Annotated in this window: 15 protein-coding genes and 1 riboswitch; of the genes, 9 read left to right on the forward strand and 6 right to left on the reverse strand. The window is 66.1% G+C overall.

Annotation, left to right across the window (positions count from 1 at the left end; all coding sequences use genetic code 11):
* Positions 1-146: 146 nt before the first annotated feature.
* Both AC3QL2_RS03980 and AC3QL2_RS03985 read right to left on the reverse strand, forming a co-directional pair.
* The gene (locus AC3QL2_RS03980) at positions 147-1988 is read right to left on the reverse strand and encodes an asparagine synthetase B family protein (RefSeq protein WP_493235413.1); all 1842 of its coding nucleotides are present in this window, start codon (positions 1986-1988) and stop codon (positions 147-149) included.
* A gap of 37 nt (positions 1989-2025) precedes the next feature.
* Positions 2026-4236: a UvrD-helicase domain-containing protein gene (locus AC3QL2_RS03985; protein WP_493235412.1), complete on the reverse strand. Its 2211-nt coding sequence runs from the start codon at positions 4234-4236 to the stop codon at positions 2026-2028.
* Positions 4237-4552: 316 nt separating this feature from the next.
* Between AC3QL2_RS03985 and AC3QL2_RS03990 the strand changes: the two genes are divergently transcribed.
* The 7 genes from AC3QL2_RS03990 to AC3QL2_RS04020 all read left to right on the forward strand — a co-directional run bounded on the left by AC3QL2_RS03990 (position 4553) and on the right by AC3QL2_RS04020 (position 11996).
* Positions 4553-4879, forward strand: coding sequence for a hypothetical protein (locus tag AC3QL2_RS03990; RefSeq protein ID WP_481119190.1), 327 nt, complete (start codon positions 4553-4555; stop codon positions 4877-4879).
* A 206-nt stretch (positions 4880-5085) separates the two neighbouring features.
* Positions 5086-5418: a preprotein translocase subunit YajC gene (gene yajC / locus AC3QL2_RS03995; protein WP_493235411.1), complete on the forward strand. Its 333-nt coding sequence runs from the start codon at positions 5086-5088 to the stop codon at positions 5416-5418.
* An 85-nt stretch (positions 5419-5503) separates the two neighbouring features.
* The gene (gene secD / locus AC3QL2_RS04000) at positions 5504-7363 is read left to right on the forward strand and encodes a protein translocase subunit SecD (protein WP_493235410.1); all 1860 of its coding nucleotides are present in this window, start codon (positions 5504-5506) and stop codon (positions 7361-7363) included.
* Positions 7364-7393: 30 nt separating this feature from the next.
* Positions 7394-8326, forward strand: coding sequence for a protein translocase subunit SecF (gene secF / locus AC3QL2_RS04005; RefSeq protein ID WP_493235409.1), 933 nt, complete (start codon positions 7394-7396; stop codon positions 8324-8326).
* 5 nt (positions 8327-8331) lie between these two features.
* Positions 8332-9021 carry a 4'-phosphopantetheinyl transferase family protein gene (locus AC3QL2_RS04010; RefSeq protein WP_493235408.1) on the forward strand — a complete coding sequence of 230 codons (690 nt, stop codon included), beginning with the start codon at positions 8332-8334 and terminating at the stop codon, positions 9019-9021.
* 94 nt (positions 9022-9115) lie between these two features.
* Positions 9116-9203: riboswitch (cyclic di-GMP riboswitch) on the forward strand.
* A 79-nt stretch (positions 9204-9282) separates the two neighbouring features.
* Complete coding sequence (locus AC3QL2_RS04015) at positions 9283-11676, forward strand: S53 family peptidase (protein WP_493235407.1); 2394 nt, start codon at positions 9283-9285, stop codon at positions 11674-11676.
* A gap of 23 nt (positions 11677-11699) precedes the next feature.
* The gene (locus AC3QL2_RS04020) at positions 11700-11996 is read left to right on the forward strand and encodes a hypothetical protein (protein WP_493235406.1); all 297 of its coding nucleotides are present in this window, start codon (positions 11700-11702) and stop codon (positions 11994-11996) included.
* A 24-nt stretch (positions 11997-12020) separates the two neighbouring features.
* Here AC3QL2_RS04020 and AC3QL2_RS04025 read toward each other — a convergent pair whose 3' ends face one another.
* Entirely contained in the window at positions 12021-13448 is a 1428-nt protein-coding gene (locus AC3QL2_RS04025) for an MBL fold metallo-hydrolase RNA specificity domain-containing protein (RefSeq protein WP_493235405.1), read from the reverse strand.
* Between the two features lie 165 nt (positions 13449-13613).
* Between AC3QL2_RS04025 and AC3QL2_RS04030 the strand changes: the two genes are divergently transcribed.
* On the forward strand, positions 13614-14924 hold the full coding sequence (locus AC3QL2_RS04030) for a DUF2325 domain-containing protein (RefSeq protein ID WP_493235404.1): 1311 nt from the start codon (positions 13614-13616) through the stop codon (positions 14922-14924).
* A 25-nt stretch (positions 14925-14949) separates the two neighbouring features.
* Here the strand turns inward: AC3QL2_RS04030 and AC3QL2_RS04035 are convergent, their stop codons facing one another.
* The 3 genes from AC3QL2_RS04035 to AC3QL2_RS04045 are packed head-to-tail and all read right to left on the reverse strand — an operon-like array spanning position 14950 to position 16772.
* Positions 14950-15762: an EAL domain-containing protein gene (locus tag AC3QL2_RS04035; RefSeq protein WP_493235403.1), complete on the reverse strand. Its 813-nt coding sequence runs from the start codon at positions 15760-15762 to the stop codon at positions 14950-14952.
* Positions 15755-16591: an EAL domain-containing protein gene (locus tag AC3QL2_RS04040; protein WP_493235402.1), complete on the reverse strand. Its 837-nt coding sequence runs from the start codon at positions 16589-16591 to the stop codon at positions 15755-15757. The genes AC3QL2_RS04035 and AC3QL2_RS04040 overlap by 8 nt, the downstream gene beginning before the upstream one ends.
* Positions 16581-16772 carry a helix-turn-helix domain-containing protein gene (locus AC3QL2_RS04045; protein WP_493240352.1) on the reverse strand — a complete coding sequence of 64 codons (192 nt, stop codon included), beginning with the start codon at positions 16770-16772 and terminating at the stop codon, positions 16581-16583. Before AC3QL2_RS04045 ends, AC3QL2_RS04040 begins: the two co-directional genes overlap by 11 nt.
* A gap of 168 nt (positions 16773-16940) precedes the next feature.
* On the opposite strand from AC3QL2_RS04045, the gene AC3QL2_RS04050 reads away from it, so the two are divergent.
* The gene (locus AC3QL2_RS04050) at positions 16941-17291 is read left to right on the forward strand and encodes a helix-turn-helix domain-containing protein (RefSeq protein WP_493235400.1); all 351 of its coding nucleotides are present in this window, start codon (positions 16941-16943) and stop codon (positions 17289-17291) included.
* Positions 17292-17667 lie beyond the last annotated feature (376 nt).

Raw genomic sequence — 17667 nt, forward strand, 5'->3', positions numbered from 1 at the left:
GCGCTGGGGGCGCGGGCATCGGCGAGCCTTCTGGAAAGTGCGAAAAGGGCAAGCGGCCGACTTCATTTTTGCATAAACCGCCTTACATTCCCGCACTTTTCGGTCGCCGCCGTGTGGAATTTCCGGCTGACTACGACCCTGCGCCATCAGGCACCGGTGAAACGCCAGTCCGGTGCGTGAGCCTGCAGCCAGTATTCCAGCGCCATGACGATCCAGACCATTTCCCCGTAGTAGCCGGGATGCTCCGGCAGGTGCTTGTCGAGCACCTCGCGCAGGAAGGCCTGGGGCATGACGCCACGGGAGCCGAAGGACTCCAGCGCATCGCTGGCGAGCTTGCGCAGGCCCGGATGCTTGATGGCCCACACGCCGAAGGGCAGGCCGAAGCCGTGCTTCTTCTTGGTGATGATCTCGTCCGGCAGGAAACCGCGCAGGGCCTCCTTGAACATCCAGCGCAACTTGAGCCCCTTGAGCTTCCACTCCGTGGGCAGGCTCAGGGAAAAGTCGAGCAACTCGTCGCTCAGCAGCGGGAAACCCACGTCCAGCCCAGCCAGGCGGGTCGTGCCGACGACCTTGGGCAGGTCGTTGTCGGCCAGCGTGTATTTCCAGTCGAAGGCGAGCATGTGATTCACCAGGCTGGCCTCCCCCACCTCGGCCCAGGTGGCGCGCTGCAGCTGGCCGGGCCCATGCACGTCGATGCCCTGCAGGAAGGCCGGCGTGAAGACCTTGTCCATGCCGAGGCGGATCAGCAGGTTGTAGATCTCCATCCGGTCGGGCAGCGGGATCGACGCCTGCTCGACGTAGCTCACGCCCTTGCGGACCAGCGGAATGCGCTTCATCCCCGGCAGGGCGGAAATGGGCTCGACGACCGCGGAACGCAGCAGGGACGGGATGGTGTTGTACCAGCCGAAAATGCGCTGCATGGCGTAGCGGGCATTACCGCCGAACAGCTCGTCGCCGCCATCGCCGGCCAGCAGCTTGGTGATGCCATCGGCCCTGGCCTGGCTGGCACAGATCCAGGCGGGCACGGCGGAGGAATTGCCGAAGGGCTGGTCGTAGGACCGCGCCACCTTCGGAATGCCGTCGATCAGATCGTCGGGGGTGACGTAATACTCGTGGTGATCGGTCTTGAAATGGCGCGCCGCGATGCGCGCGTACTCCATCTCGTCGTAGCCCTGGGCATCGAAGCCCATGGAGTAGGTCCTGGCCGGCTTGCCGCTGATGCGGCAGAGCATGCCGGACACCGTCGAACTGTCAGTGCCGCCGGACAGGAAGGCACCGGTGCCCTCGCCCACGTATTCCCGCTCGACGGAGGTCTGCACGATCTCCATGAAGCGCCCCTTGGCCTGCTCCAGGCTCATGCCGGGGCGCTCTTCGAAACGCGGCGTCCAGTGGCGCGCCAGCTTCAGCACGCCGCCCTGCCACTCCAGCCGCGATGCCGGCAGCAGGCGGCTCACCTCGTTGAAAATGGTGTTCGGCGACGGGATGACGTGGAAGTAGAGGTAGTTGAAGACCGCCTGGGCGCTTACGGAGCGGCTCCGCACCGGCACGCCGTTGGCCCGGTCCGACAGGGCCAGCGCGCCCCCGTCCTCGGCATAGCACCAGGGATCGGAGTCGAAGCGGTCGTTGAACAGCGTGACCGCGTTGCGGCGGGTGTCGATGAAGGCAAGGGCGAAGCGCCCCGCGATGTCTTCGATGGCCGCGCTCCCGCGGCTGGCAAACAGGCCCAGCCAATGGTCGGCCGGACGGATGCCGCCACTGGCGCCGCTGCGCGGGCTGCCGCGCACGATGCAGACCAAGCCGTCCTTCTCGGCCAGGGCGGCCGGACGCCGGACACGCAGGCGCCCACCGCACCATTCCCCCACCCACTGATCGCCGTCCTGGCGGATCGCCAGCTCGGCCGCCGGCGCGGCGGACGCTTCGACATGCACCTCGATCAGGGACTTGCTATCCAGTTCCGACTCCAATTCGCCGCCTCCAAATGAATTCATTCAAACAACATGCAAACAATATTGTCATTGAAATCCATTACACGGGTATCAACTTTGCCACTGCCAGCATCAACCACTTGCTGCCGGCCTCGGCAAACTTGACCTGGACACGCGCGTCATTGCCGCTTCCTTCGGCCGAAACGATGACCCCGTCGCCGAAGCGCGCATGGCGCACGCTCTGGCCGATCGCCAGCCCACCCAGGTCGCGGGACTTCTGCGGCGGAGGCGGCGGCATGCTCGGCGCGGCGGGCCGCGACGTACCGGGGTTGTAGTAGCGGGTGGACGGCTCGGACACGAAGCTGCGCCGCGGATTGGGCGGCGTCAGCCACTTCAGCAGGCCCTCGGGGATCTCTTCCAGGAAGCGCGAGCGCAGGTTGTAGCGGACCTGGCCGTGCAGCATGCGGCTCTGCGTGAAGCTTACATACAGGCGCTGGCGGGCCCGCGTCACCGCCACGTACATCAGGCGCCGCTCCTCCTCCAGCCCGTCCAGTTCGAGGGCGCTGTTTTCGTGAGGGAACAAGCCCTCCTCCAGGCCGGACAGGAAGACCACGTCGAACTCCAGCCCCTTGGCCGCATGGACGGTCATCAGCTGCACCGCCTCCATGCCCACGTCGGCCTGGTGATCGCCGGCTTCCAGCGAGGCATGGGCGAGGAACTCGGCCAGCGTCGAGCCGTGTTCCCCCGGCACATCGCCGGCGCCCAACTCAGCGCTGAAGTTGGCCGCCGCGTTGATCAGTTCATCCAGGTTCTCCAGGCGCTCCTGGCCTTCCTTCTCCGCCTTGTAGTGGGCGCGCAGGCCGGACAGCTCGATCACGTGATCGACCATCTCGTGCAGGCGCAGGCTGGCCGTCTCCTGGCGCAGGCGCTCGATCAGCGCCACGAACTGGGCCAGCGCCGCCCCCGGCTTGCCGCTGAGGTGCGGCACCGTCTGGTACAGCGGCGTGTTCCACGTCCGCGCCGCATCGCCGAGCACCTCCAGCGAGCGGGCGCCGATGCCGCGGGTCGGGAAATTGACGACCCGCGTGAAGGCCGTATCGTCGTCCGGATTGGCGATCAGGCGCAGATAGGCCAGCGCATGCTTCACCTCCTGGCGCTCGAAGAAGCGCAGGCCGCCATACACACGGTAGGGAATGCCGCTGGAGAACAACTGGTGCTCCAGCACCCGCGACTGGGCGTTGGAGCGGTACAGCAACGCAATGTCGGCACGGCTCATGCCATCTCGCACCAGGGACTGGATCTCCTCGACGACCCAGCGCGCCTCGTCGGTATCGGTGAAAGCCTCGTAGACGCGGATCGGCTCGCCGGCGCCGCGGTCGGTCCAGAGCTGCTTGCCGAGGCGCTTGCTGTTGTTGGCGATCAGCGCGTTGGCCGCATCGAGGATGTTGCCGTGGGAGCGGTAGTTCTGCTCCAGGCGGATCACGCTGCCGACCTTGAAGTCCTTTTCGAAGTCGCGCATGTTGCCGATCTCGGCGCCACGGAAGCGGTAGATCGACTGGTCGTCGTCGCCCACGCAGAACAGGCTGGCGCAGCCTTCGCGCCCGCCGTCGGCGAGCAGGCTCAGCCAGCGGTACTGCAGCACGTTGGTATCCTGGAACTCATCCACCAGGATGTGGCGGAAGCGCCCCTGGTAATGGCGGCGGATCGGCTCGTTGCGCTCCAGCAATTCGTAGCTGCGCAACAACAACTCGGGGAAATCCACAACTCCCTCGCGCTGACACTGTGCTTCATACTCCATGTAAAGCTCGACCCGGCGTCGGGTGTAGTCGTCCCAGGCCTCGACCGCCGCGGGGCGGGTACCCGCCTCCTTCTGGCCATTGATGAAGTGCTGCAGCTCCTTGGGCGGAAACTTCTCGTCGTCCACGTTGAGGGCCTTCAGCAGGCGCTTGATCGCCGCCAGCTGGTCGCCGGAATCGAGGATCTGGAACAGCTGCGGCAGGCCTGCATCACGGTAGTGGGCGCGCAGCATGCGGTTGCACAGGCCATGGAAGGTGCCGATCCACATCCCGCGGGTATTGACCGGGAACATCGCCGACAGGCGGGTCAGCATCTCCTTGGCGGCCTTGTTGGTGAAGGTCACGGCCAGGATGCCCTGCGGGCTGCAGTAGCCGTTCTGCAGCAGCCAGGCGATGCGTGTGATGAGCACCCGCGTCTTGCCCGAACCGGCGCCGGCCAGAATCAGGGCGTGCTGGGGCTCGAGCGTGACGGCTGCGAGTTGTTCAGGATTGAGATTGTCGAGCAGCTGGGACATGGAGCGATACGTAAGGCAGCGAAGGCCGCCATTCTAGCGCCCGCCCGGAGCTCAACCGAGGCCCAGGTTTTTTGTGACAAATTACCTCGCCGAAAATGAAAAAAACACCGCCACAACTTGCGGCCGGAGTCGCAAGCACCTAAACTTGAGTTGTGCAATGCAGCAAACAAGCCGTATCGAGGGCTAACAAAGCTACGTAGAATCAGGGAAACGCGCCGCAAAACACGGTTTTGCAGCGCACCACAAAGCCGCCAACGAGCGGCTGTCAGAAGTAGCCCCGCGTTGTTTGATGCTCCCCATACCGGAGTAACAGCAAATGAAGACACCTAAAACCCTACCCTGGCACGCCCGCAAGGCCGGCGTGTCCGTCGAGAGAGCAGAAGCACTGTGGCGCAAGGCGCTGCGCGAAGCCACCGCCGATACCGGCTGGGTCGGCACGTCCGAGTTCTGGGGCGCCGCCGAAGGCCGCTTCCTCGAGCTTCTGAAAGAAGAGCAGAACACCCTCTGCACCCCGCACATGGAAACCTTCATGCGCAGCCAGCACCGCATGGGCCTCTTGCCCCTGCTGGCCGCCGAGCAAATGTTTTCTGCAATGTCCGCCAACTGGCAGCGGTTTTGCGACGAGATGAGCAAGGCAGCCTGAGCGCTGCCAGACGGCCCTCCAGAGGCCGAGCCAACCGGGTTTTTCTCCCTCCTCTCCCTCGTGGAGATTGACGGCGTCTGTCGCAAGGCAGACGCCGCTTTTTTTTGTCATAGCGTCCGCACTCCATGCCGGGCGTGGCCGGTCGAAAGCCTGCAACGGGCTGCTGCTATAATCCGACGCTTTGCATCTGCCCACCGGAGTTTAATGTGCTGATTTCCAACGCCTTTGCCCAGGCCGCCCCGGCCGCTGGACAAGACCCCCTGTCCAGCCTCACCGGCGTCCTGCCGCTGATTTTCATGTTCGCGGTGTTGTGGTTCCTGATGATCCGCCCGCAGATGAAGCGCACCAAGGAACATAAGGCCCTGCTCGACGGTCTGCAGAAGAACGACGAAGTCCTGACCCAGGGCGGCATCGTCGGCAAGGTCGTCGCCCTCAACGACGCCTACGTCACCGTCGAAATCGCCGCCAACACCCAGATCGTCGTGCAGAAGGGCGCCATCAGCGCCGTGCTGCCCAAGGGCACCCTGAAGTCGATCTGATCCGGCTGACGGCCGGGGCCCCACCTCGGCCGTGCTGATGCGCCGCTGCGCCACTGCGCCTGTCATCCACCCTTTCCGCCCGACCATGAACCGCTACCCCCTCTGGAAAAACCTCCTCATCGGCCTCGTGCTGCTGTGGGGTCTGATCTACACCCTGCCGAATTTCTACGGCGAGGTGCCCGCTGTCCAGGTATCCAGCGGCAAGGCCACCCTCAAGCTGGACGCCGCCGCCACCCTCAAGCGCGTGGAAGAAAGCCTCGCCGCAGCCGGGCTCCAGCATGACGGCCTGTTTGCCGACCTCAACAGCGTGCGCATCCGCTTCCATGACACCGACACCCAGCTGAAAGCCAAGGACGTCGTCGAAAAGGCCTTCAACCCCGACGCCAGCGACCCGTCCTACGTGGTCGCCCTCAACCTGCTGTCGGCCAGCCCCCAGTGGCTCACCAGCATCCACGCGCTGCCCATGTACCTGGGCCTCGACCTGCGCGGCGGCGTGCACTTCCTGCTGCAGGTCGACATGAAGGGCGCCGTCACCAAGCGCCTCGACGCCACCACCGGCGACTTGCGCACCCTGCTGCGCGACAAGAACGTCCGCCACACCGGCATCACCCGTGAAGGCCAGACCGTCGTCGTGCGTTTCCGCGACACCGAAAACCAGTCCCGCGCGAAGGCCGTGATCACCGCCAACACCAACGACCTGCAGCTGGTCGAAGGCCAGGACGGCGCCGACTTCAAGCTGACCGCCAACCTCACCCCGCTGGCCCAGAAGACCATCCAGGAATTCGCGATCAAGCAGAACATCAGCACCCTGCACAACCGGATCAACGAACTCGGCGTGGCCGAGCCGGTGATCCAGCAGCAAGGCCTCGACCGCATCGTGGTCCAGCTGCCCGGCGTGCAGGACGTGGCCAAGGCCAAGGACATCCTCGGCCGCACCGCCACCCTCGAAATCCGCATGGTGGACGAGACCCCGGGTGCCCTCGAAGCCGCCATGACCGGCGCCGTGCCGGCCGGCACCGAGCTCTACAACGAGCGCGGCGGCCGTCCGCTGCTGGTCAAGAAGCAGGTCGTGCTGACCGGCGAGCGCCTCACCGACGCCCAGCCCGGCTTCGACGGCCAGACCCACGAGCCCGCCGTGCATCTCACGCTGGACGCCGCCGGCGCGCGCATCTTCAAAGACGTGACCCGCGAGAACGTCAACAAGCGCATGGCCATCCTGCTCATCGAAAAGGGCAAGGGCGAAGTCGTCACCGCCCCGGTCATCCGCGGCGAAATCGGTGGTGGCCGCGTGCAGATCTCCGGCCGCATGAGCTCCGAAGAAGCCACCGACACCGCGCTGCTGCTGCGTGCCGGCTCCCTCGCCGCGCCGATGGAGATCATCGAGGAACGCACCATCGGCCCGAGCCTCGGCGCCGACAACATCAACAAGGGCTTCCACTCCACGCTGTGGGGCTTCATCGCCATCGCCGCCTTCATGTGCATCTACTACATGCTGTTCGGCTTCGTGTCGGTGATCGCCCTGGCCTCCAACCTGCTGCTGCTGGTGGCCCTGCTGTCCTTGCTGCAGGCCACGCTGACGCTGCCCGGCATCGCCGCCATCGCGCTCACGCTGGGTATGGCGATCGACGCCAACGTGCTGATCAACGAGCGCATCCGCGAGGAACTGCGCAACGGCTCCAGCCCGCAGGCGGCCATCCACGCCGGCTACGACCGCGCCTTCGACACCATTCTCGACTCCAACGTCACCACGCTGATCGCTGGCATCGCGCTGCTCATCTTCGGCTCCGGCCCGGTGCGCGGCTTCGCGGTGGTGCACTGCCTGGGCATCATGACCTCCATGTTCAGCGCCATCCTGGTCTCCCGCGGCCTGGTGAACCTGATCTACGGCAAGAAGCGCAAGCTCGAGAAACTGGCCATCGGCCAGGTCTGGAAGCCGGGCGTCTGACGCGTACAGAACACGAAACGGACACGCAAAATGGAATTCTTCCGGATCCACAAAGACATCCCCTTCATGAAGCACGCGCTGGTGTTCAACGTCATTTCGTTGATCACCTTCCTGCTCGCGGTGTTCTTCCTCGCCACCAAAGGGCTGCATTTCAGCGTCGAATTCACCGGCGGCACGCTGATGGAAGTCAGCTACAGCGAACCGCCGGCCCTCGAAAAGCTGCGTGAAGCCCTCGCCAAGGAAGGCTACCAGGACGCCCAGGTACAAAACTTCGGCAGCTCCCGCGACGTGCTGATCCGCCTGCCCAACCGGGACGGCATCGAAACCGGCAAGGTCAGCGAGAAGGTCATCGCCAGCCTCGGCGCCATCGAAGGCCCCAAGCCCGAGCTGCGCCGCGTCGAGTTCGTCGGCCCGCAGGTCGGCAAGGAGCTCGCCTCCGACGGTGCCATGGCCCTGCTGCTGGTGATCGGCGGCATCGTGGTGTACCTGGCGATGCGCTTCGAATGGCGCTTCGCCGTCTCGGCGATCATCGCCAACCTGCACGACGTGATCATCATCCTGGGCTTCTTCGCGCTGTTCCAGTGGGAGTTCTCGCTACCGGTGCTCGCCGCCACCCTCGCGGTGCTCGGCTACTCGGTGAACGAATCGGTGGTGGTCTTCGACCGCGTCCGCGAAATCTTCAAGAAGAAGCGCGGCCTCACCACCCCGCAGGTGCTCGACCACGCCATCACCAGCACCATCAGCCGGACCATCATCACCCACGGCTGCACCCAGATCATGGTGCTGTCCATGCTGCTGTTCGGTGGTGAGACCCTGTACTACTTCGCCCTCGCGCTGACCATCGGCATCTGCTTCGGCATCTACTCCTCGGTGCTGGTCGCCAGCCCGCTGGTCATGTGGCTCGGCGTGTCCCGCGAGCAGTTCATGCAGCCCAAGAAGGAAAAGCAGGAAGCCGTCGTCTGATCCACGTGGATCGGAGCATCACCCTGTGGGTGCTGGATCTCGACAGCCCCACCCAAGACTGCGCCCGTGCCTGGTCCCTGCTCGATGCGGGGGAGCAGGCACGGGCGCAGCGCTTTGTGCGGGAGCGTGACAGCCGCCGCTTCCTGCTGCGCCGTGCCGCGCTGCGCGAAATCCTGGCGCAACACACGGGGCTGTCGCCCCACGCCCTGCCCTTCACCCGCAATCCCTTCGAGCGCCCCTTTCTAGCCGGCATCGCACTGGATTTCAACACCTCCCACAGCGACGGCCTCGCCGTCGTCGCCGTCACCCGCCACGGTCGCGTCGGCATCGACGTGGAACGCCGGCTCGACGACGCACTGGACCCGGCCATTCTCCAGCCCCACCTCACCCCGGCCGCCTACGCCACCTTTCTCCACTCCCCGCCCGCCCGGCAACGGCACGCCTTCTACGACTGGTGGACCCGCATCGAAGCCTTCGCCAAGGCCCGTGGCACCGGCATCGTGATGTCGCCGCCACCGCCGCTGGACGGCCTGGAGACGGACACCACGCCCCGCGATCTGCCAGACGACAGCGGCGCATGGCGCACCTGGCACCCCACCTCCATCCAGCTCGCCCCCACGCACGCCGCCACCCTCGTGGCGTCCTTCCGCCCCGACGACATCCAGCTTGCCCACTGGCCGCATCCGCCCCGTTGAGCGCTCCATCGGCGTAATTTCCGACATCGCGGTAATGAATTCTTTCGCAGGCGCGCTCAAAGGACTAAGATGCAGGCAACCCCATCTCGACAATGGGAATGAAGGGCAAACTCATCGAAAGATGAGGACGCAAAACCTCCGGCCTAAAGCGCACAAGGCGCTACGGTAGCGGGGTTGCCGGCACCTCGAAGCTCCGTGCTCCACTTAATGCATTCGATGACGTCGTCAGCGTGGCCCTGAAACACTCAAGGAATCAGGGTCATGAACACAGCCACCTCCCGCCGCTTCGCATTCCAGCGCGCCGTCGTCTCGGCAGCCATCGCCTCCGCCTTGCTCAGCGCATGCGGCGGCAGTGGAACGAACTCCGACACCTCATCCTCCCAGCAGAGCGCAGCGCCCCTGGCGTCAGCCGCCACCGTCCTCACGATGGACCTGGCCGCCCTGCCCGCGGAAGTCGCCGCGCAGACCGTCACCCCGGCCTTCCACATGGCCCCCGCCCTGCTGGACGAACCGGACAACAGCGACCTGGCCGGCAACAGCGCCTCCGCTCAGCGACACCCCCATTCCCAGCAGATCCCGAGCGAACTCCGCGCCCTGTCCTCGCGGCAGCTCACGCCGCAGGGCATCGCCGCGTTTCGCCGTGTCCATTCCACCGGCATCCCGTACCTGGAAGACAGCACCAGCCTCACCCCGCTGGCCACCAGCAGCAGCGTCGTCACCTACACCCCGGCGCAGATCCGCGCCGCCTACGGCATGACCGCGCTGCCCACCGCTGGCAGCACGCTCACCGCAACGCAGGCCGCCCAGCTGGGCGCCGGGCAGACGATCTACATCATCGCCGCCTATCACGACCCGAACGTCGCCAACGAACTCGCCACCTTCAACACCAAGTTCGCCCTCCCCACCTGCACCACCAAGGCCATTGCCAGCACGGCCAGCCTGCCCCTCACGGCGGCCAGCAGCAGCGCCTGCGAGTTCTCCGTCGTCTATGCCACCGCCGCCGGCGCCATGACCACCACAACGCCCGCCTACAACTCGGGCTGGGCAACGGAAATCGCCCTCGACGTGCAATGGGCCCACGCAACCGCTCCGCTGGCCCGCATCGTCCTGCTCGAAGCATCGGATGCCTCCCTGAACAGCCTGCTTGGCGCCATCAAAGTCGCCAACGCCATGGGCCCGGGCGTCGTCTCGATGAGCTTCGGCGCCAGCGAAGGCAGCTGGACCAGCTCGGTCGATAGCGCCTTCACCGGCACCAACATGACCTACCTCGCCGCCACCGGCGACTCCGGCGCCGGCGTCTCCTGGCCCGCCGTTTCCAGCAAGGTGCTCGCCGTCGGCGGTACCCGCCTGACCTACAGCGGCACCAGCGCACGCAGCGAAGTCAGCTGGTCGGGCACCGGCGGCGGCACCAGCGCCTACACCGCCACGCCCAGCTACCAGACCAACAGCGTGCCGGGCATGGGCACCGTCGCCAAGCGCACCGTTGCCGATGTGGCGTTCAACGCCGATCCGACCACCGGCCAGTACGTCGCGGTGCAGTCCCCGAGCAGCAGCACCGTCAGCTGGCTCAGCGCCGGCGGCACCAGCCTGTCCACGCCCCAGTGGGCCGGCTTGATCGCAGTGGCCAACGCCTCCCGCGCAACAGTGAGCAAGGCTCCAGTCGGCCTCCCGCACCCGCTGCTGTACACCCAGATCTCCACCGTCCCCGGCAACTACGCGGCCGCCTTCGCCGACATCACCCAGGGCAGCAACGGCACCTGCACCACCTGCTCGGCCCATTCCGGCTACGACACGCCGTCCGGCCTGGGCACCCCGAACGTCAGCAGCCTGGTCACCCAGCTCACTACCGGCAGCACCAGCACACCGAGTGCCGCCAGCGCCCCGACCGTCACTTCGGCCAGCATTTCGGGCAGCACCGGCGTCGCACTGACCTTCACCGTCGCCGCCAGCGCCCCTAATGCGCTGAGCTACACCCTGAGCGGCGCGCCCAGCGGCATGAGCATCGGCAGCAATGGCGTGGTCAGCTGGGCCGCCCCCGTCGCCGGCACCTACCCGGTAACCGTCACCGCCACCGACACCGTCACCGGCCTGAGCGGCCAGGGGCTGTACACGGTGACCATCGCCGCCGCCAGCGCCCCGCTCGTCAGCGGCGGATCGATCACCGGCAAGCCCAAGACCGCACTGTCCTTCCAGGTCACCGTCACCAGCCTCAACCCCGTTACCTACAGCCTCAGCGGCGCCCCCAGCGGCATGACCATCGGCAGCACCGGCATCGTCAGCTGGGCGAAGCCCGTCGCCGGCAGCTACAGCGTCGTCGTCACCGTCAAGGATACGAAAACCGGCCTCACCGGCCAGGCGACCTACAGCATCCTGATCAGCGCGGCGACCGGCCCTGCCATCAGCGCAGCGGGCAGCACCGGCGTAGTGGGCACGCGGCTCAGCGGCTCCATCGGTATCACCGATCCGGGCGCCAGCTACGTCACCATCACCATTGCCAATGCACCGCTCGGCATGCAGTTCTCCCTCAGTGGTCAGGCCGTCCAGTATTCATGGAACTCGCCGGTCGCCGGCAGCTACACCCTGCTCGTCACCGTCGTCGACTCAGCCGGGCTCAGGGCCCAGGCCAGCGTTCCCATCACCGTGACCGCCAAGTAAGCGGAAACTCCAGGAGCCGCATCATGGAAGCCCTCAAAGCCGCCGTCGCCGCCAGCCTGCTCTGCGCCGCAGCATCGCTCTACGCGGTGGAACCGCCCCCAACAGCGGTGGCCACCCCACCGCACCAGGTCATCCCCGTGCCGCCGCCGGCCGATGTGCCCACCGGGCAGCCGGCGACCGCACCGGGTAAGCAGGCCGATTTCAAGGCCGTCATGCATCCGCAGCACCACAAAGCCCACGCGTCGGCCAAGCACCCGTGCAAGCACCGCTCCCACCCGACGGCAGCCAAGAAAGCCGCCCCAGAACCTAAAACCCCCTGAGCGGCCCGGCCGCCGCATCGAAGCTCACGCAGCGGGTGCATTCAGCACCCGCACACGCCCTTCCGTCTCCCGCACCAAGCGCTCGGCCAGCGCCTGCCGGGCATGGGCTTCGCCGTGGATCAGGCGCACCTCGGCCGGCAAGACCGGCATGCGGGTAACGAAGCGCACCAGGTCGTTCTGATCGGCGTGGGCCGAATAGCCGGACAGGGTGTGGATGCCGGCGCGGATGTCGATGCGCTCGTCGTCGATGTCCACATAGCCCCCCTGCGGCCCCCAGGTCTGGATCGCATGCCCCGGCGTGCCGCGGGCCTGATAGCCGACGAACAGCACATCGTGGCGCGGGTCGTGCAGCATCGCCTTCAGGTAGTTCATCACCCGTCCGCCGGCGCACATGCCGCTGGCAGCGATCACCACCGCCGGCTCACCGCTGCGCGCCAGGCGGCGCACGGTGGCCTCGTGCTCCGCGTGGTCTTCGACACCACGCAACTGCTCGAAGGCCAGCGGCTTGCGGCCGGCACGCACGCGGGCCAGCCCCTCCTCATCCCAGAACGGCTGCAGCTCCCCGTATAGCCGCGTGAAGCGCCCGGCCAGCGGCGAATCCAGATAGAACGGCAGCGTCGCCCAGCTTGCCGCGTGGGGCCCCGGCTCGCGCTGCTGCTGGTACAGGATGTCCTCGAACTCGTAGAGCAGCTCCTGGGTACGGCCGATGCTGAAGGCCGGCACGATCACCGTGCCACCATTGCCCAGCGCCTTCTCCACCACCGCCTGCAGCTGCCGGCGCCGGTCATGGCGGTTTTCGTGGATCTTGTCGCCGTAGGTGCTCTCCAGCACCACCACGTCCGCCGCCTCGGGCGAGCGCGGCGCCGGCAGCAGCGGCGTGAACGGCGCCCCCAGATCACCGGAGAACACCACCCGCCGCACATCGCCACCGGCCCGGATGACCTCCACCTCCACGTAGGCCGAACCGAGGATGTGCCCGGCGCGCTGCAGGCGAATCCGGCAGCCGGCGCCCTTCTCCCCCTTCCCGTCGAAGACCCGGTACCAGGTATTCCACTTGAGCGGGCGGATGCGCTGTTCGACCATCTCCAGGTAACGCTCCACCAGCCGCGCATCGCGGCTCACCCCAAACGCGAAGGCATCCGCCAGCACCACCGGCAACAGCTTGGCCGACGGCTCGCTGCACAGGATCAGCCCCTTGAAACCCGCCGCCAGCAACCACGGAATCCGCCCCACGTGGTCGATGTGCACGTGGGTCACCACCAGCGCCCGCACTGCGTCGAGCGGAAAGCCGATTTCCAGCCGGTCCTGCGCCGACAGCCCGTCCGGCGCCGTCTCCGCCCCCTGGAACAAGCCGCAGTCGATCAACAAGCTGTTGATGTCGTCGATGAAAAACTGGTGACACGAACCCGTCACCCCGTCAAAAGCGCCGTGATGGATGATGTTTGCATTCATGGGAATGCAGTTTATACGGCCTTACCAAAAATTCCATACACATAAGCTGGCGCTTTGCGCGGATCAAGCTGCCCACCCCACGCAAGCCCAAGCCCTGTATCGACGTTGCCATCCGAGCCTTCGCTATATATCTTTGTGTACAACGAAATTTCCGGAGCTGCCGTCATGAACCACCCCACCCATCTTTTCCAGGCCGACAACGCCGCCGCCTCAACACCCGCCTGGATGGAAGACGCCTTCGCCCCGCAGGCCAAGCTGCCCGCCGGCAGCTTCGTCCGGCGGCGCACCCGGCTGCACGAACTGGACGGCTACTTCCACTGCTCCCTGATCGGCACCTGCCTGAGCACCGCCGACCTGCGCAAGCTCGTCCCCAAGTATTCCGAGCTGGACCGCAACAAGGCCAGCGACCTGGACATCCACCACATGGCCGTCCGCCTGTCCGGCGAAGGCGGTCCCGGCGCCAAGGCCCTCAACAAGCGGCTCGACACCCTCTACGCGGCCGAACTCAAACGCTTCCAGCGCCACAAGAACGACGACGAGCTCTATGCCGCCTGGACAGAATGCCTGCAGCACGGCGACATCCCCGGCGTTTACTGGGCCCTGATGACCCACCCGGCCACCTCGCTCAGCCTGCGCCAGCTGGTATTTGGCGAAGTGCACATGCTGTCCCACCTGGTGGGTGCCGCCAACCGCGCGGACATCCGCCGCCTGCTCGCGCTGGAAGAAGACAACGCCCGCCTCAAGGAGAAGGTAGAACGCCAGCAAACCCGCCTGCAGGACCTCGCCCAGCAGCGCAGCGCCCTCGAACACCAGCTCGCCACCGACAGCCTGCCCGCCCCCGCAGACATCCGCATCGCCCAGCTCGAAGCCCAGCTGCTCGCCCTCGAAGCCGCCCTGCAAACGCAGAACCAGCAAGCCGCCCACCAGGAGGCCCGCGCCAACCGGCTCGAAGAACGCCTACAGGAAGCGGAAGGCAAGGCCTGGGAACTCAAGACCGCCCTCACCGAATCGCGCCGCTTCGGCGACGAGATCCGCGCCGAGTTCGAAGCCCTCGACCGCCACCTCACAGCCCAGTTCTCCGACACCAGCGGCCCCCAGAGCAGCATCGCCGACGCCCTGCGCGGCAAGCGCATCCTCTATGTCGGCGGCCGCCCCCACTCCTCCCAGGCCATCCACGCCATGGTCAAGGCCGCCGGCGGCGAACTCGTCCTCCACGACGGCGGCATCGAAGACCGGCGCGGCCTTTTCGCCACTAGCCTGGCCAATACCGACCTGGTCGTCTTCCCCACCGACTGCGTCGGCCACAACGCCGTCACCCTGCTCAAACGCGCCTGCGAACGCCACGGCGTCCCCTACCGCCCCCTGCGCAGCGCCGGCCTCGCCAGCTTCGCCGCCCTCGCCGCCGAACTCGCCCGCACCCAAAGCCAGGACACCGCCTGCTCCCCCGTATCCCGCTTCTGCCTCCACCACGGCTGAACCCCGGCGGGGCTTCGCGGCGCCGCTAGCCTTTGCCGTCTGTCACCCACGCCCTCACCTTGCCGGCCGGCATCGGGCGGGCGATGGCAAAGCCCTGGGCGGTTTCGCACCCCAGGCGCGTCAGCTGGACCACGTGGGCCAGCGTTTCGGCCCCCATGGCAACCACCGGCCAGCGAAACGCATCCGCCAGGGCCAGGATGCTCCGCACGACGCCACGTTCATCCGGATGTTCCAGCATGCGCCCGACAAAGCGACGGTCGATCTTCAAACGCACCGGTGGCAGGCCGCTCAGATAGGTGAAACGCGCAAGACTCACCCCAAAGCCATCGATGGCAAAACGGATGCCCCGCTCCCTGCACGCCCGCACCTGCATCAGCAATTCCGGCATCTGCTCGATCAATGCCCGCTCCCGCACCTCCAACTCAAGATCGGCGGCAGACACATCCGGATAGGCATCGATCAACGCCCCGATGTAAGCACTCAAATTGCTGCGCTGGAGCGAACGTGCCGAGATATTCACGCTGACCGGCATCCGCAACCCCACCGCACGCCACGCCGCCATCTGGCGCACGGCCTCGTGCAGCACCCACAGATCGATCTTCTCGGCGGCCTCGGCGTCGTCCAGCAGCGCGCGAAAGTCCCGCGGCAGCAGAACTCCCCGGTCCGGGTGGCGCCAGCGCAGCAAGGCCTCCAGCCCCGTCGCCTGCTGTTCGCGCAGCCCCAGCTGGGGCTGGTAGAACAAGCAGAACGCCCCGCGTGCGAAACACTCGAACCCTCGCCCAAGCCGGTGCGCCGTCGCCAGATTCAGCAGGGCATCCGGGTTGTCACACTCAAACATCGGCACGCCTCACGCCCCAATCATCGTCAAACCGGAAGCACTCCGCCCAGGCCCGCACCTGCTCGGCCGGCATCGGCGGCGCCACGCAAAAGCCCTGGATCACATCGCAGCCCAACTCCGCCAACAGGCTCGCATGCGCGGCCGTCTCCACCCCCTCAGCCACCACGGTGTGATGGAACGCATGCCCCAGGCCCAGCACGCCCGCCACAATGGCGCGGTCCTGCTCATCGTCCACCATGCCCGCCACAAAGGAACGATCGATTTTCAGGCAGCCCACCGGCAGGCACTTGAGATGGCTCAGGGACGAAAAGCCCGTACCGAAATCATCGAGGGCAAAGCTGATTCCCCCCGCAGCGCAACTTTCAATCTGCGCCCGCACCTGGGCAATCGGCGCAATCAAGGCCGTCTCCAGAATCTCCAGCTCCAGATCCACTGGCGACACCTCCGAACTGCGCGCAAACAAGCCCTGCAGATACGCACACAAACTGCCACGCCGCAGCGCATGGGGAGACACATTCACGCTCACCGACGTCCTGAAACCCGCCCGCCGCCATGCCGCCAACTGCCCCACCGCCGCCTGCAACACCCACAGGTCGATCCGCTCTGCTGTCCCCGGATCGGCCAGCAACCCGGCAAAGTCCTGCGGCAGCAACACCCCACGGGTCGGATGGCGCCACCGCAGCAAAGCCTCGAAACCCACCAGCCGGCGCTCGCCCAGCGCCACCTTGGGCTGGAAAAACAGACAGAACGCCCCCTGCCCGTGCCCCGCGTCGCCGCATATCCCGGCGGAATCCCATCCGGCAGCGCGCTCATCACCATCACCTATCACCGGCTTTCTCCTCCACGCGCACCGCCGGGCTGAAACGCTCCGGATACAGCAACTGCTCCTCGTTGATCACCTGCCGGCCCAGCGCCTCCGCCAGACGTGCCGCCAGCTCCGGCGACGGGCGCTGCACACCGCACTCCAGCGCCGAGATATGCGGCTGGGTCACCTGGACCAAACGTGCCAACTGTTTCTGCGTCAGCCCAAGGCTCATGCGTACAAGGCGCAGCGGTGTTGTCATCAAGCAAACCTCATATGCGAAACGTGTATCACAAACTATAAGTTTCGATTATTAGACAAGTCAACAGTATTTGTTATTTACTGAAATATAGGTATTACCTATATTTTTAGTCCCATGAAAATTGGACAACGAATCAAGGCAACGCGGGAACTGAGAGGACTCAGCCAGGGAGAACTCGCCCGCAGAGTAGGCGTATCGCAGCCTGCAGCATCCGAATGGGAAAGCTGCCGGACCGAACCCACCGTCGAGAACCTCCGCACCATCGCCGTGGAACTCGACCTGTGGTTCGAATGGCTTGTCACCGGACGCGGCGCCCGCGACTACGATCCCAACCAACCCCAACCACCCGAATACCGGGTCGCGCCCCCGCTCCCCGCCGACGAGCGCGACCTCCAGGCCGCCTACCGCAAGCTCACCCCCGCCCGCCGCGAAGCCCTGCTCGACTTCCTCAAACGCTGGGGCTGAACGCCCTCAGACCGAACACCCCGCGTTCTCCCCGCTCGCGGGGCATCCCGCCTCCCCGCGCCCACCAAGCGCCCTTCGCCACACCTCCCACCGCCCCGCGCAGGCCGCCCACCGCCGGCGGCGTGCGTGCCGTCCTCCGGCGTACGCCCTCCCTTCCACAGTGCTCCCGCACTCCCCCGCCCCAGCGCCACAAAATATTCACAACAGATATTCAATTAGAGTAATCTGCAGATCCGCGCAACGTTTGGCCTGGGCCGCAAAACCAAACGGTGGCGACACAAGAAAAATCCGTTCCGCCGCCTGACGCAAAGCTCCAGCGGAGCCGATGGACGATTTTTCGGACCCCAAAAAACAATATTTCATATGAAAAAAATAT

Source organism: Zoogloea sp. GW822-FHT05C07, from assembly GCF_058800215.1.

Excerpts from the sequence above, each read along its gene's own strand:
- AC3QL2_RS03980 (WP_493235413.1), bottom strand. The coding sequence starts at position 1,988 with ATGAATTCATTTGGAGGCGGCGAATTGGAGTCGGAACTGGATAGCAAG.
- AC3QL2_RS03985 (WP_493235412.1), bottom strand. The coding sequence starts at position 4,236 with ATGTCCCAGCTGCTCGACAATCTCAATCCTGAACAACTCGCAGCCGTC.
- AC3QL2_RS03990 (WP_481119190.1), top strand. The coding sequence starts at position 4,553 with ATGAAGACACCTAAAACCCTACCCTGGCACGCCCGCAAGGCCGGCGTG.
- secD (WP_493235410.1), top strand. The coding sequence starts at position 5,504 with ATGAACCGCTACCCCCTCTGGAAAAACCTCCTCATCGGCCTCGTGCTG.
- secF (WP_493235409.1), top strand. The coding sequence starts at position 7,394 with ATGGAATTCTTCCGGATCCACAAAGACATCCCCTTCATGAAGCACGCG.
- AC3QL2_RS04015 (WP_493235407.1), top strand. The coding sequence starts at position 9,283 with ATGAACACAGCCACCTCCCGCCGCTTCGCATTCCAGCGCGCCGTCGTC.
- AC3QL2_RS04020 (WP_493235406.1), top strand. The coding sequence starts at position 11,700 with ATGGAAGCCCTCAAAGCCGCCGTCGCCGCCAGCCTGCTCTGCGCCGCA.
- AC3QL2_RS04025 (WP_493235405.1), bottom strand. The coding sequence starts at position 13,448 with ATGAATGCAAACATCATCCATCACGGCGCTTTTGACGGGGTGACGGGT.
- AC3QL2_RS04030 (WP_493235404.1), top strand. The coding sequence starts at position 13,614 with ATGAACCACCCCACCCATCTTTTCCAGGCCGACAACGCCGCCGCCTCA.
- AC3QL2_RS04035 (WP_493235403.1), bottom strand. The coding sequence starts at position 15,762 with ATGTTTGAGTGTGACAACCCGGATGCCCTGCTGAATCTGGCGACGGCG.
- AC3QL2_RS04050 (WP_493235400.1), top strand. The coding sequence starts at position 16,941 with ATGAAAATTGGACAACGAATCAAGGCAACGCGGGAACTGAGAGGACTC.